Annotated in this window: 17 protein-coding genes; 4 read left to right on the top strand and 13 right to left on the bottom strand. The window is 47.8% G+C overall.

Features of this window, described 5'->3' with window-relative positions; translation table 11 throughout:
* Positions 1-25: 25 nt before the first annotated feature.
* The 6 genes from xerD to ACFQZE_RS02360 all read right to left on the bottom strand — a co-directional run bounded on the left by xerD (position 26) and on the right by ACFQZE_RS02360 (position 4,542).
* Positions 26-916 carry a site-specific tyrosine recombinase XerD gene (xerD, locus tag ACFQZE_RS02385; RefSeq protein ID WP_379353272.1) on the bottom strand — a complete coding sequence of 297 codons (891 nt, stop codon included), beginning with the start codon at positions 914-916 and terminating at the stop codon, positions 26-28.
* Between the two features lie 118 nt (positions 917-1,034).
* Positions 1,035-1,268, bottom strand: a complete 234-nt coding sequence (locus ACFQZE_RS02380; RefSeq protein WP_379353270.1) for a DUF4227 family protein — start codon at positions 1,266-1,268, stop codon at positions 1,035-1,037.
* A 108-nt stretch (positions 1,269-1,376) separates the two neighbouring features.
* Positions 1,377-2,519, bottom strand: coding sequence for an alanine dehydrogenase (gene ald / locus ACFQZE_RS02375; RefSeq protein ID WP_379353268.1), 1,143 nt, complete (start codon positions 2,517-2,519; stop codon positions 1,377-1,379).
* A gap of 152 nt (positions 2,520-2,671) precedes the next feature.
* Positions 2,672-3,133, bottom strand: coding sequence for a ferric iron uptake transcriptional regulator (fur, locus tag ACFQZE_RS02370; RefSeq protein ID WP_379353266.1), 462 nt, complete (start codon positions 3,131-3,133; stop codon positions 2,672-2,674).
* Positions 3,134-3,233: 100 nt separating this feature from the next.
* Positions 3,234-3,851 carry a stage II sporulation protein M gene (gene spoIIM, locus ACFQZE_RS02365; RefSeq protein ID WP_379353264.1) on the bottom strand — a complete coding sequence of 206 codons (618 nt, stop codon included), beginning with the start codon at positions 3,849-3,851 and terminating at the stop codon, positions 3,234-3,236.
* Positions 3,852-3,957: 106 nt separating this feature from the next.
* On the bottom strand, positions 3,958-4,542 hold the full coding sequence (locus tag ACFQZE_RS02360) for an NUDIX domain-containing protein (protein WP_379353262.1): 585 nt from the start codon (positions 4,540-4,542) through the stop codon (positions 3,958-3,960).
* Between the two features lie 109 nt (positions 4,543-4,651).
* Between ACFQZE_RS02360 and mciZ the strand changes: the two genes are divergently transcribed.
* Entirely contained in the window at positions 4,652-4,810 is a 159-nt protein-coding gene (gene mciZ / locus ACFQZE_RS02355; protein WP_379353261.1) for a Z-ring formation inhibitor MciZ, read from the top strand.
* On the opposite strand, the gene ACFQZE_RS02350 is transcribed toward mciZ, so the two are convergent.
* The gene (locus ACFQZE_RS02350; protein ID WP_379353259.1) at positions 4,807-5,934 is read right to left on the bottom strand and encodes a M20/M25/M40 family metallo-hydrolase; all 1,128 of its coding nucleotides are present in this window, start codon (positions 5,932-5,934) and stop codon (positions 4,807-4,809) included. The genes mciZ and ACFQZE_RS02350 overlap by 4 nt on opposite strands.
* An 85-nt stretch (positions 5,935-6,019) precedes the next feature.
* On the opposite strand from ACFQZE_RS02350, the gene prli42 reads away from it, so the two are divergent.
* Complete coding sequence (gene prli42, locus ACFQZE_RS02345; protein WP_379353257.1) at positions 6,020-6,121, top strand: stressosome-associated protein Prli42; 102 nt, start codon at positions 6,020-6,022, stop codon at positions 6,119-6,121.
* On the opposite strand, the gene lipB is transcribed toward prli42, so the two are convergent.
* The 5 genes from lipB to lpdA all read right to left on the bottom strand — a co-directional run bounded on the left by lipB (position 6,118) and on the right by lpdA (position 11,748).
* Positions 6,118-6,813: a lipoyl(octanoyl) transferase LipB gene (lipB, locus tag ACFQZE_RS02340; protein WP_379353255.1), complete on the bottom strand. Its 696-nt coding sequence runs from the start codon at positions 6,811-6,813 to the stop codon at positions 6,118-6,120. The genes prli42 and lipB overlap by 4 nt on opposite strands.
* A 16-nt stretch (positions 6,814-6,829) precedes the next feature.
* Positions 6,830-8,155 (bottom strand): dihydrolipoamide acetyltransferase family protein, encoded by a 1,326-nt coding sequence (locus ACFQZE_RS02335; RefSeq protein WP_379353253.1) that lies wholly within the window; start codon positions 8,153-8,155, stop codon positions 6,830-6,832.
* A gap of 48 nt (positions 8,156-8,203) precedes the next feature.
* On the bottom strand, positions 8,204-9,187 hold the full coding sequence (locus tag ACFQZE_RS02330; protein WP_379353251.1) for an alpha-ketoacid dehydrogenase subunit beta: 984 nt from the start codon (positions 9,185-9,187) through the stop codon (positions 8,204-8,206).
* The gene (locus ACFQZE_RS02325; protein ID WP_379353248.1) at positions 9,187-10,221 is read right to left on the bottom strand and encodes a thiamine pyrophosphate-dependent dehydrogenase E1 component subunit alpha; all 1,035 of its coding nucleotides are present in this window, start codon (positions 10,219-10,221) and stop codon (positions 9,187-9,189) included. The genes ACFQZE_RS02330 and ACFQZE_RS02325 overlap by 1 nt, the downstream gene beginning before the upstream one ends.
* 99 nt (positions 10,222-10,320) lie before the next feature.
* On the bottom strand, positions 10,321-11,748 hold the full coding sequence (lpdA, locus tag ACFQZE_RS02320) for a dihydrolipoyl dehydrogenase (protein ID WP_379353246.1): 1,428 nt from the start codon (positions 11,746-11,748) through the stop codon (positions 10,321-10,323).
* 225 nt (positions 11,749-11,973) lie between these two features.
* Between lpdA and ACFQZE_RS02315 the strand changes: the two genes are divergently transcribed.
* Positions 11,974-12,267 (top strand): DUF2627 domain-containing protein, encoded by a 294-nt coding sequence (locus ACFQZE_RS02315; RefSeq protein ID WP_379353244.1) that lies wholly within the window; start codon positions 11,974-11,976, stop codon positions 12,265-12,267.
* Positions 12,268-12,414: 147 nt separating this feature from the next.
* Positions 12,415-12,579 carry a hypothetical protein gene (locus ACFQZE_RS02310; protein ID WP_379353242.1) on the top strand — a complete coding sequence of 55 codons (165 nt, stop codon included), beginning with the start codon at positions 12,415-12,417 and terminating at the stop codon, positions 12,577-12,579.
* A gap of 136 nt (positions 12,580-12,715) precedes the next feature.
* Here ACFQZE_RS02310 and ACFQZE_RS02305 read toward each other — a convergent pair whose 3' ends face one another.
* Positions 12,716-13,036: a hypothetical protein gene (locus ACFQZE_RS02305; RefSeq protein ID WP_379353240.1), complete on the bottom strand. Its 321-nt coding sequence runs from the start codon at positions 13,034-13,036 to the stop codon at positions 12,716-12,718.
* Positions 13,037-13,660: the final 624 nt, after the last annotated feature.

Here is a 13,660-nt window from a genome sequence, read left to right as displayed (position 1 = left end):
TCATGGGTGGAGCGGCATGGATTTATTATGCTCTTGGGTGAGCGCTCGAATAGGCATCCTTTATTTTTGGTTTTGACAACTGCGTATATTTCAGCGTCGTCGCAATATCGGCGTGCCCCAGAAGCTCTTGAACGGTCCGAATGTCGGCGCCATTGTCAAGCAGGTGGGAAGCGACGGAATGCCGGAGCGTATGAGGCGTTATTTCCTCGTTAATATTGGCTGCTCTAGCATATTTCTTAATCATCTTCCAAAATCCTTGTCTGGTCATCCGGGTTCCAAGATGATTAAGAAAAAGCGCGGATTCCGGCTCCCTGTCCGTCAACAGATGTTCTCTTCCCGCTGCCAAATAATCGGTCAGAGCGCCTTTGGCATGGCTGCCAAACGGAATAATACGTTCTTTCATACCGCTGCCGATGCATTGTATGTACCCTAGTGAAAGATGCAGATGCTCCTCATTTAGTGAGACAAGCTCCGAAACCCGGATACCCGTTGCATATAAAAGCTCAAGCATCGCTTTATCGCGTTTTCCGGATGGGCTGCTCGTTTCCGGCGTCCCCAGCAAAATGCTTGTCGTCGCTACGGTCAAGACGGTAGGCGGCTTTTTCTCCTGTTTTGGAGCCTCCATATGAATCGTTGGATCGGAGGGAATGCGTCCATTCAACACTAGAAAATGAAAAAAGGCTCTGACCGAAACAAGACGCCGGGAAATAGTGGCCGCTTTGCGACCCTGTTCCTTCAGAGCGAGCATATATTTGGTCAAATGATGCCGCTGCACGTCCGTCCACTCCGAAATGCCCTGCTCCTCGATATAGCCAAAAAACGAAACCAAATCTCTTTCATAAGAAAGGAGCGAATTCGGTGAAAGTCGGCGCTCCAGCTGCAAATGGGACATATAAAGGTTCAATTGAGCTTTCATCGTTACTTCCTTTCAGGGATGCTGCCGCTTGGCCGGTCTAATCTCCAGAATGATTCAACATTCGACACGAATTTTCCTTCTTTCGGCTCGAATTCGTCTTTTATTCATTCAAAAACGGTTATTCTCCGTACCAATAGAACCATCTCAAACGATCGGCGCCATTGCCTCCTTCAGGTGACTTTGGATCGCTCACAAACACTTTCATCGCATCCCCTTTAGGCTTTTGATACGGATGAACAGGAGAAATCACATCGATAAGCCACCTGTAGCCGCCGGCAGCAATAAAAAGCAAAACCGCAAAAAGGACCATAAACAGCAATCGATTAAGCCATCCCCGCAGCGTAAGTACCATACGGAATCACCATCCTCACAAAAGTAAAAGGCAAATCCTGTCCTATCACCTTATGAGGAGAACTATGTGATTATGTGCCGGCATCCGGCATATGCCCGGTATTCCGCTTTAAGGCTCCAACTGATCGTAAGAGATGCGCTCCAGCCCTTTTAAAATGGGCGTATACTCATATCCCGTCGCTTTGGCGACAGGCTCATTCGTAACGAGTCCGCCAAACGTATTGACGCCGCGCTGAAGCGGCACACTTTTTCTGACGGCCTCCAAACCAAATGCGGCAAGCTCCATCGCATATGGCATCGTCACATTCGTAAGCGCTATCGTGGACGTTCTCGGCACTGCCCCCGGAATGTTCGCGACTGCGTAATGAACGACTCCATGCTTTATATAAATAGGGTCTTTATGTGTGGTTGGACGATCTACGGTCGCAATGGAGCCACCTTGATCAACGGCAACGTCCACGATGACGGAACCTTTTTTCATCCGTTCCACCATCTCCTCCGTTACGAGATGAGGAGCTTTCGCACCAGGAATGAGAACGGCTCCGATGACGAGATCCGCCCTGCTGACGGCATCCGCAATATGGTATGGACTAGACATCAAAGTACGAATACGCCCGCCAAACACTTCATCCAAATAACGCATCCGATCCGCGCTTTTTTCAATTATGACGACATTCGCCCCAAGACCTAGCGCCATTCTCGCCGAGTTTGTCCCTACGATGCCTCCGCCGATTACAACCACTTCAGCTGGCGGCACTCCCGGCACTCCTCCTAGCAATACGCCTCTACCGCCGTTAAACGCTTCCAGAAATTGAGCCCCAACCTGCACGGCCATTCTTCCCGCGACTTCGCTCATGGGAGTCAGCAGCGGCAAGCTGCCGTTATCCAACTGTATCGTTTCGTATGCAATGCCAGTTACGCCATGATCGACAAGCGCTTTGGTCAAATCGGGCGCAGCGGCTAAATGAAGGTACGTAAATAACAGCAATCCGTTTCGAAAGTATTGAAACTCCTCCGCGAGCGGCTCTTTGACTTTCATAATCATTCCAGCTTTGGACCATACTTCGGAAGCTTCCACCGCTATAGCAGCGCCCTCCCGAACATAATCCTCATCTTCAAAGCCGCTTCCGGCTCCCGCACCTGCTTCTACTATGACTTCATGACCAGCAGCGGTAAGCATCGTCACTCCTGCCGGTGTAAGCGCTACTCGGTATTCGCTTTGCTTAATTTCTTTTGGAACGCCAATGATCATCTTCTACGCCTCCCAATCGATTGTTACTAAGCGTACCATCTCCAGCATCGCCTTAAATTATGTGTATGCCGGGCGCCTGCCCCGTGAAACAAGTCCTTCCATGCACATAAACATGAAAACGGCTGTGCGCTCCCTGAAGGATCGCATAGCCGTTATGAAGGATTTGGTTGGTCGTTCTTTTCTCTGCAGCGGCGGCAGATGCCTTGAAAATCCAGCCGATGGTCCACCACAAAAAATCCATATTCCTGTTCCAAACGTTCTTCTAGCGGAAGAAGCCAGTCTTCCTTAATTTCATCCATCGTACCGCATTGGACGCAAATGAGATGATGATGATGATGTTTGTTGCTGTCCGTGCGCAAATCGTACCGAGCGACTCCGTCGCCAAAATTCAACTTTTCCACGACATGCATTTCGCTAAGCAGCTCGAGTGTACGGTAAACGGTAGCGAGCCCGATTTCAGGCGCCTTTTCCTTGACCAGCATAAAAACATCTTCCGCACTCAAATGATCATCTTCATTCTCAAGCAATACACGTACGGTTGCCTCACGTTGCGGGGTTAACTTGTAGCCCTGCGACTGCAATTGCTGTTTAATCTTATCAATCCGGGCCTCCATGATTTCCCCCCTACTACATACACATGTACGCGCCTCATATTTAGGAAACGTTTCCTTTCATTATAGGGGGTACTAAGCAGAGAAGTCAAACCTTTTGATGTCAAATCATGCCGTTCAAAGGCGAAAGATGAGGGACAGCCCAACCGATTATCGCAGGAGACAAGTAGGCTTCTATAAGTGCCGCTCCAGCAAACAACAACAGCATCATTACGGATGTAGAAGCAAATGAACCAAATTCGGGCAGCAGCTCTCCCTTTTGCTGAAAGAGTCTGTTTTTTACGATAAACACCCCAAACGAGATGGATGCGGCGCTAGTAATAATGAGGGCGGGTATGGCTAGAGCATTTTGCGGAGCGAGCGTAATAAATGAAAAGAAAACGCCCTCCCACTCGTAATGCTGAATCAGAATGCCAACGGAGAAGCCGACTAGAGCCCCCTTCAAAAAATTGAGCGCGAGTATGCCGGGGATGCCGATGACGGTCATTCCCAATATCCAAATGAGAAGCAGCCATTTCAAATGGAAAAAAAAACGCTCCCAAAATACCGTTTCCGCACTAGAACTGACACCGGCGTCCATTTGCTGCACATAACCGGCCACTTCGCTTGCCAGCTCCTGCTGCTGCTCAAGCGTTAATGCATTCACAAGAAGCACGCCGAATATTCCCCCAACGACGAACAATACGGATACAAACAGATATAAATTAAAGTGGTTTTTCATCGGCATGTCCTCCCCGCAGTCACGCAGAATAAATGTAAACCGTCCCGTGTGAGAAAGCTTTCTCTTTATTCTATGAAGGGGATAAACCTAATATGACGATAGAATGCTAGATTGCGCCGGTCCGCTCATAAAGCTTCCAAGCATACAAGGCCAACAGCGTTTTGGCATCGCTGATTCGGCCTGCGGCCACTAATTCGTCCGCCTCTTCCACAGTAATAGCTTCTACCCGAACGTCTTCATCCTCATCCAGCCGCTGTGTGCCTCTCTCCAATTGATCCGCAAAATAGAGATACAGCTTTTCGTCCGCAAAACCGGGAGACGTATAAAAGGAGTTGACCAGCTTTAATGATTTTGCCACGAAGCCCGTTTCTTCTTCCAACTCACGCGCCGCAGCTTCCATAGGGTCCTCGCCCGGATCGAGCTTGCCTGCCGGAATTTCAACCTGGCATTTGTCCAGCGGCTTTCTGAATTGATCCACGACCAGCAGCTTGCCATCCAGCAGTGCCATAACAGCGGCGGCTCCCGGATGTTTTACAATTTCACGAGTTGCACTGCGCCCGTCCGGCAATGACACTGTATCAACTTGCAGCGAAATGACTCGCCCTTTGAATATTTGTTCCGAAGAAATGGTATCCTCCCGCCAAATATCATTGCTGGATTGGCTAATGAAGTCTCGTTTGTTATTTTCCATATGTAAGCTCCTTCACTCCTTTATTTCTGGAACCCCTTAGTTTGTGTCATACCTTGTCCAAAGCGGGCATACCTATCCAGTATCCTATAATAGCGAGGAGCCGGATACGATGAAACAATATATAGCGCCAAACCATTTACGTTTAGTTGGAAAAGGATGGGAGGTCCGCCATCGCTTAAGCAAACTCGCTTCCGCATCAGGCAGCCTCCCATTATCCCGTTATATTGAACTGTTGCCGTACAAGACCAAAAAGACGGACAAACGTTAGTTGCCCTCAGCAGCTTGTTTAATAATTTCAACGACAAGCTGAGTTGTTTTGACAAGGTCTTCCACTTTGATTTGTTCTTTTGTCGTATGGATATATTCGTAACCAACAGCCAAATTGACGGTCGGCACCCCAAGTCCGTTAAAAATATTGGCATCGCTTCCGCCGCCGGAGTGGAACGTTCTTGGCGTTGCGCCTATAGCCGTTATCGCTTTGCTAGCCAATTGAACGACAGGATCGCTGTCATCATATTGATAGGCAGGATAAATGACTTCACTTTCAAACTCTGCACGCGCACCAAACTCCTCAGCCGCGCTTTCCACCGCTTGGCGCATTGCGGCTAGTTGAGCATCCAGCTTCGGTTGGACAATGCTGCGGGCTTCCGCATCCAGCTTAACATAGTCGCAAACGATATTGGTTGCGCCGCCACCCTCAAATCTGCCGATGTTAGCCGTAGTCTCGGAATCAATACGGCCAAGCGGCATTCTAGAAATCGCTTTTGCCGCAACTTGAATAGCGCTGATGCCATCCTCCGGATTTACGCCTGCATGGGCGGACTTGCCGTAAAGCTTAATGGTCACTTTTGCTTGAGTAGGAGCAGCAACGGCAATATCGCCAATTTGGCCGTTGGAATCCAGCGCGTAGCCGAACTTCGCTTCCAGCTTGGAAGCGTCCAGCGCTCTAGCTCCAAGAAGCCCCGATTCCTCTCCCACCGTGATGACAAATTGAATTCTGCCATGCGGAATGTTCTGCTCTTTCAAAACGCGAATCGCTTCAAACATAGCCGAAATGCCCGCCTTGTCGTCCGCTCCAAGAATGGTTGTTCCGTCGCTGCGAATATAGCCGTCTTCGTCCAACTGCGGCTTAATGCCGTTGCCCGGAGTAACCGTGTCCATATGGCTTGTAAAAAAGATAGTTGGAGCATCCGCTCCCGTCGCTTCCAGCACTGCAAACAGGTTGTTTGCGCCATGCCCTGTTTTGGCTGCGGCATCGTCCTCGCTGATCGAAAGCCCCAGCGCCGTAAACTTCTCTTTCAGCACCTTGCTGATTTCCGCCTCATGCTTCGTTTCGCTATCCACCTGAACTAGCTCCATAAATTCTTCCACTAAACGATCTTTTTGTATCATCCTGTTTCCTCCGTCCGTCTCTATCGTTTACAATAGAATATAGTGTACAGCTTTTGACCTCAATCCAGAAAGGAGAGATTCCATTATGCAACAGCAAAAAGCGATTCGCATCATTGCTATCGTCGTTGCGGCAGCCGTATTGATTACAACGGTGTTAGCCGGCGTGGGCTCGCTCTTCCTAAGCTAATCCAGCTTGAACCCAAATTGCTTAACGAAATAAGGGAGCAAGCTCTCCGCTGCCTCCTCGACGGACAAGCTCATCCCCGTCAAATCGTTAAAGGAAGTTACGCCATATTGCTGAATTCCACAAGGGACAATACCCGCAAATCCTTCGGAAGAGATTCCCGACTTGATATTCAGCGCGAATCCATGGCTTGTAATAAACCCTCTGCGCTGACGGGCCTTGTTGAACTTGACGCCGATGGCCGCAATTTTTTCGTCTCCTACCCAAACCCCAGTATATTCAGGCTTTCTGCCCGCTTCTATACCGAATTGACCCAGCCAGTCGATAATTGCTTGCTCCAGGCTTCGCAAATAGGCGTGGAGATTGAGCCCCACCGCATCGAGGTATAGAAGCGGATAACCAACCAATTGGCCCGGCCCGTGATAGGTAATATCCCCGCCGCGATCGATTTCAAATACAGAGATGCCCTTTTCTTTCAGTTCTTCCTCATCCAGAAGCAAATGTTCGGGATGGCGGTCCGACCCCAGTGTATAGGTGGGAGGATGCTGAAGAAGGAGCAGCGTCTCTGGACGCTCCTCCCGGTCGATTTCTTTGACATATGCGCGCTGCATATCCCATGCCTCCGCATAAGGGATTTCTCCGATATATTCGGCGGCAAGCAGCTTGGAACCAGCATTCTGTTCAGTTTCCTTCATGATGGTTACCCCTTCACTAGTACAGTTTGCTCTCCAGCGTAAAGCTTTCCAAATTGTCTTTGACCCGCTGAAGGAATCTTCCGCAAATAACTCCATCCAATATGCGATGATCAAGCGACAAACACAGATTCGCCATCGATCTGACCGCGATCATATCGTTGATGACAACCGGTCTTTTCACGATCGATTCAAACGTTAAAATAGCGGCTTGAGGATAATTGACAATCGGATAAGACAAGATGGAACCGAAGGAACCCGTATTGTTGACGGTAAACGTTCCGCCTTGCATATCGGACAGCGTCAGTTTGCCTTCCCGCGTCTTGCGCGCCAACTCGTCGATTTCTTTGGCAAGCCCGGCGACATTTTTGTGATCGGCATTTTTAATGACAGGTGTAAGTACGGAATCTTCTGTACCTACCGCAAGTGAAATGTTAATGTCTCGCTTCACAATAATTTTATCGACTGCCCATGTAGAGTTCATAATCGGGTAATCTTTGATCGCATTGACAACAGCCTTAAGCAAAAACGCCAAATACGTCAAATTGATCCCTTCACGTTTCATAAACTCATCTTTCAGCTTGTTCCGAAGCACGACAAGGTTGGTCACATCGACCTCAATCATCGTCCAGGCATGCGGAATTTCGCTGACGCTTTGCCTCATATTGCGCGCAATCGTGTTGCGGATCGGCGTGACATCGATAAACGTTTCGCCGCGGCTAGGATTTGCCGAACTTTCAAGCACAATATTAGGAATACGCGGCGTTTCGGATAAATGAATGCCGGATGAGCGAACTTGTGCTTTCTGATCCAGCGAAGGCGATGCCGGCAGAGCCGCAGCGGAGCCTTGCTTATGCGCACCCGAAGCGACAAAAGCCAAAACATCTTTACGAGTAATTCGGCCCCCAAGCCCAGTGCCGGGTACATCCGTTAAACGGATACCATGCTCGGCAGCCAGTTGCTGCACGGCCGGAGAAAAGCGGTTGCGCATCGGCGCATCGGCATCGACGACGGAAGTCGCCGCTGCCAAAGCAGCAGGCTCGGCAGGTGGCGAAGAAACTGAAGCCCCTCCGCTTTCAGAAACTGCTCCGCCAGCCGGCTCGTCGGTCTCAATGAGACACACGGGCGTTCCGACCGGAACGTTTTCGCCGCTGCCGACCAATATTTTAACAAGCTTTCCTGATACAGTAGACGGCAGCTCTGCGTTTACCTTGTCGGTAAGAATTTCGCAGATAGGTTCATATAGTTCAACCCAATCCCCCGGCTGCTTCAGCCATTTGTCGATCGTAGCGGATACTAGCGACTCCGCAAGCTGAGGCACGGTAATTTCCGTCAATGTTTTCATATCAATCAACTCCCAACTGTCCAATCCTATGTTAGTAAAGCGAATCGTTTAATATAACGCCAAGTTTTTCATGGCTTCCTTCACTTTATCCTTGTTCAGCAGGAAAAACTTTTCCCCCGGCGGATTAATCGGCATAGCCGGCACATCCGGTCCGCATAGCCTCATAATTGGAGCATCCAGCTCATACAGCAGTTCCTCCGCAATAATTGCGGACACTTCCGCTCCTACGCCGCCCGTTTTATTATCTTCATGAATAATCAGAACTTTGCCCGTTTTGCGGACAGCTTCCAAAATCGCTTCTTTGTCTAGAGGCTGCAGCGTGCGAAGATCCAATATATGAGCGCTAATGCCCTCTTGCTCCAGCTCGGCCGCTGCCTGCTCAACAAAACGAAGCGGCATGCTGTAGCCGATAACTGTAATATCGTCGCCTTCACGAAGCACATTCGCTTTGCCGATTGGCACGATGTAGTCGTCTTCAGGCACTTCTCCGCTTACAAGCTTGTAGCATTTTTTATTTTCAAAATAAATAACCGGATCTTCGTCGCGAATCGCCGCTTTGAGCAGCCCTTTGGCGTCATATGGACGGTACGGAGCTACAATTTTAAGCCCCGGAGTTCCGAAAAAGACCGATTCCGGACATTGGGAATGGTACAAGCCGCCAAATACGCCGCCGCCGATTGGCGCGCGAATAACGACCGGACAAGTCCAGTCATTGTTGGAGCGGTACCTAATTTTAGCTGCCTCGCTAATAATTTGGTTTGTCGCCGGGAACATAAAATCGGAATATTGCATTTCGGCAATCGGCTTCATTCCATACATAGCAGCACCTATCGCCACGCCTGCAATGGCAGATTCCGCAAGCGGAGTATCCATGGCGCGCATTTCGCCAAATTGCTCATGAAGCCCTTTGGTCGTTGTAAAAACGCCGCCTTTGACACCGACGTCCTCGCCAAGTACAAAAACATCCTCGTCGCGCTCCATCTCTTCCTTCATCGCTAGCCGGATCGCGTCTATATAATCCATTACCGCCATTAGCGCAAACCTCCTTGCGTATCGTCATTGCCGTAAACATGAAGCAAAGTCGATTCCGGTGTCGGGAACGGCGCTTTATCGCCATAAGCCGTCGCATCGTCCAGCTCTTTGCGAATGTCCGCCTCCAGTTGCGCTTCCTTCTCATCATTCCAAATACCGCATTCCACCAAGTATTGCTTAAACTTAGGAATGCCGTCTTTGGCCCGGTTCTCGTCAACTTCTTCTTTGGTGCGGTAAGCAAGGTCGTTGTCGGACGTAGAATGCGGGGACAACCGATACATCATCGCTTCGATCAGCGTAGGTCCTTCCCCTGCTACAGCCCGCTCCCTTGCTTCCTTCACGACACGGTACATTTCAAGCGCATCGTTGCCGTCAACCTGAATGCCCGGAAAGCCATATCCAAGTGCGCGGTCGGCAACTTTGCCTGCAAGCTGTTTGTGTATGGGAACTGATATCGCATATTGGTTATTTTCGCACATTAGAATAACAGGCAGCTTGTGAACGCCCGCAAAATTTGCTCCTTCATGGAAATCCCCTTGATTGCTGGAACCTTCACCAAACGTAACGAAGCTGACAAAAGGCTTTTTCTTCATTTTCGCTGCTAAAGCGATGCCAACGGCATGAGGAACTTGAGTAGTAACCGGACTTGAGCCCGTCACGATTCTCAGTTTTTTGTGACCGAAATGGCCTGGCATTTGACGCCCGCCGCTATTCGGATCTTCCGCCTTCGCAAAGACGGACAGCAACAAATCGCGCAGCGTCATGCCAACCGAAAGCACAAAACCGTAATCGCGGTAATAAGGCAAGAAATAATCTTGATCCCGATCTAGCGCAAACGCGGCCGCCACTTGAGCTACCTCTTGGCCAATGCCCGATACGTGAAAGTTGATTTTGCCAGCGCGCTGCAGCAGCAGCATTCTTTCGTCAAACTTTCTTGCTTTAACCATCATTGTGTACATATCAATAGCTTGCTCGTCGCTAAGCCCTAACTCTAAATGCCGAATCTTTTTACTTGCAGAAGATATTCCGCTCATAAAAGGTTCCTCCTTGTTTCCAGCTATTAAAACCTGGTACTAAGACCTTGTCTCACTTATTATAACCGCTTTGCGGACAAAAAGAAATCCGGAGGAGGATCAAAACGAAATCGATTTTCCGTCAACAGCAAGCATCGCTTCGCCAAGCGCTTCCGATAACGTTGGATGCGGATGAATCATTGCTCCCACTTCCCAAGGCGCAGCGTTCAGCCATCCGGCGAGAGAAGCCTCCGAAATCAAATCCGTCGCATGAGGGCCGATGATATGAACGCCAAGAATGTCGTTGTTTTTGCGGTCCGCGATCACTTTCACGAAACCTTCCGTCTCTCCCAGCACAATCGCTTTGCCAATCGCCTGAAACGGAATTTTGCCGATTTTGATTTCATGGCCCTTCGTCCGAGCGCCGTCTTCAGTCAAGCCGTAAGAGGCAATTTCCGGGCTGGAATAAATGCAACGTGGAATCATATGATGAGGAATGAGCACCGGCTTTAAGCCGCAAAAATGGTCGACGGCAATAAGTCCTTCATGCGACGCCGCGTGCGCAAGCTGAGCACCTCCAACCACATCGCCAATCGCATAAATATGCGGCTCCGTTGTTTGTCCGTATTCATTCACCTCAATAAAACCGTTGGATGTGCGAATATCGGTATTTTCAAGGCCTATTCCTTCCGTATTGGCCACCCTGCCAACAGAAAGCAGCAGCTTTTCTGAAGTCAACACCACATCTCCATCTTGAGTGGTCGCTTTGATGCTGATCCCTTGTTCGTCAGAAGCAAAACTTTCAATATTCAATTGAACGCTCGTCAATACTCTGACGCCTCGTCCACGCAGCTGTTTCGTCAGTCCTGCGGACACTTCCGTATCTTCACCTGGAAGGAGTCTTGCCCCCGCTTCGACCAACGTTACGCTCACTCCAAAATCTTGAAGCAAAGACGCCCACTCCACGCCAATAACCCCTCCGCCTACAATAAGCATCGACTGGGGCAATTCATTCATGTCAAGCGCATCGTCACTCGTTAACACACGCACGCCATCCCGCTCAAGTCCTGGCAAAATGCGCGGCCTCGACCCGGTAGCGATAATTAAATTGGTAGAAACGACAGACTCCATTTCTCCATTTTCCAGTTCGACAGCGAGCGAACCGCTTTTGGGCGAAAAGATAGACGGCCCTATAACCCGGCCCCTTCCGTGAATCCACTCGATTCCGTTCTTCTTCATTAATCCTTGAAGGCCCCGATACAGCTGTTCTACTGTTTCGCCTTTCCTCTGCTGCACTTTGCCATAATTCAACCCAATAGCGCCATCCGCCACATCGACTCCATAAGAAGCGGAATGAAGCAGCGTACGGTATACTTCCGCACTGCGGAGCAACGATTTGCTCGGAATACATCCTTTATGTAAACAAGTTCCACCAAGCTTGTCCATCTCAATGATTGCCACTTTTTTGCCTGCTTGCGCGGCACGGATCGCCGCCGTATACCCGCCCGGACCACCGCCAAGAACAGCCACATCTACTGTTATCGCCATAGTTTCGCCTCCACATCAGTTAATTCAATATATGCTTGTCCGTTATAATCATGCTTAAATGGGCTTTCGACCGAGAGGAAGAAGCCCTTGTTCCATTGTAAACCTTTTTGCCGCTCATTTCACCATCTCCCGCTAACTTATGAAATGGACACCTAACACCGAAAAAGGTATGATAGACGTGATCCAATTGAAGCGTAACGCTTAAGCCTAAGGAGAATTTTGACCATGAGATTGATCGTCAGCCGTTTTATCGCCATTATTTTACTAGTAGTGCCCGGCATTGTCGCTTGTTTCGGATTTCTAAAAATGAAAGATTCCTTGTTCCTTTATTTCTCCGAATTCGGAAACGACGCCGTAACCCCCGATTTCGAATGGCTGAAATTTTTGCTCGGATTAGTTATGTTTTTAGCAGGTGCCGGATTTATCGGCGGCTGGACCTTTTACCGGGATCGCAAACGCAATTATGTCGCTCCAAGATTCAAAGAGAAGCGCCCTCGACCGCCTAAGCCACAAGCCTAGCGTCGATGGCGCTTCTTTATTTTACATGGCGTTGACGTTCTCGTCCATTCTTTACATATTGCACGTTTTCCATTTATTTCACGAAAATGTTCTTCCCTTAAAATGACACCATAAGCCACAACAAAAGCTAATTCGGAGGTGTCATTCGTGACCATAGTATTTGATGTTTGGGTGGATGGAAAGAAAAAAGAAACGATTAAACCGAGAAACCAAAAGCTGAGCGATATACGCCATTTCGTTAAAATGGAAGCTTCTTCCCTTATTCACAAATATGGCAGCAACGTTTATTTACAGCGCAGGTTTGAGTATTAAAGAACTTTTAATTGAAATTCTGTTAGTGAACTAAAAAGACAATAAAAAAGCCGACAACAGATTGCTCTGTCGTCAGCTTTATTTGGATAGATTAATAGATGTTCATCCCATTATCTATTTCGAATCAAATATAATACTAGTTTTGAATTTTATTAGTCAAGTTGTCTACTTCTTGAAGAATAGGATTCAATTGTTGAAGAGAAACTTGAATTTGTTTTTGAGTGTTGTCGATTTGAGCTTGCAGCATGTTGAACTGCATAGCCACCATTGCAAGACCTGGATCTTGAGATTGCTGAAGCATTTGAGAAATTTGCTGCATTTGAACTTCAATGCTGTCAAAATTGTTTGCAGCCATCATCGCTTGATTCAACAATCCGCGTGCCGCTGTAATTTGCGCATCGATTTGATCTCCAGTACGTGCTGCTTTTTGATTTCCAAATGGGTTAACTCCGAACATTTTTGTTTCCTCCCTGGGTATGAAAAATAATTTATGAGTACAGGGCAAAGCCCGTATACTAAATACGGAATACTGAATCATTAGTAAACTAAAGGTATTGATTGGACTAATGAAGCAGCTGTTTTCCAGCTTAAATCTATGAAAGCGCTTTATTTATTATGTATTACGATAATTCCGCTTTACAGAAGCTGGTTTTAAATTGTTATTTTGATAGTATAAGATTGATTTTATATTCCTATTTTATGTAACAAATCCTTTCTACAATTTAATATAATTTTATTTCAAAGTCAATTTTCTCCTTAATATACGTTACCTTCAAGCTTTAGGTTTCCTTTTTTCTACAAAAGTTTTAGCATTTTTTTGATTTATTTTTGAGTGCACAGAAAAAGCTCCTATCGCTTCACACATAGGAGTAATATTCGGTACTTTTGGTAGTTTGTATGTAGTATAGTGTTAACACCAAATTGATTGGTAATTTTTATCAATGAATCATTTATTTCCTCAAAAACTTTGGTTACTTTCATTTCAAAGTTTAATCATTGTCTTGATGTGCAGACTCCTTGAAATAACCTTGTATCACCAGTTAAAAACCACAATTCATCCTTTACATAATAATTTTCTTTT

The sequence above is a fragment of the Paenibacillus sp. GCM10027627 genome (assembly GCF_042675505.1).
In the GTDB taxonomy this organism is placed as follows: domain Bacteria; phylum Bacillota; class Bacilli; order Paenibacillales; family Paenibacillaceae; genus Pristimantibacillus.
Note: the sequence above shows the minus strand (reverse complement) of the source record. Positions and strands in the feature narration are given on the sequence as shown.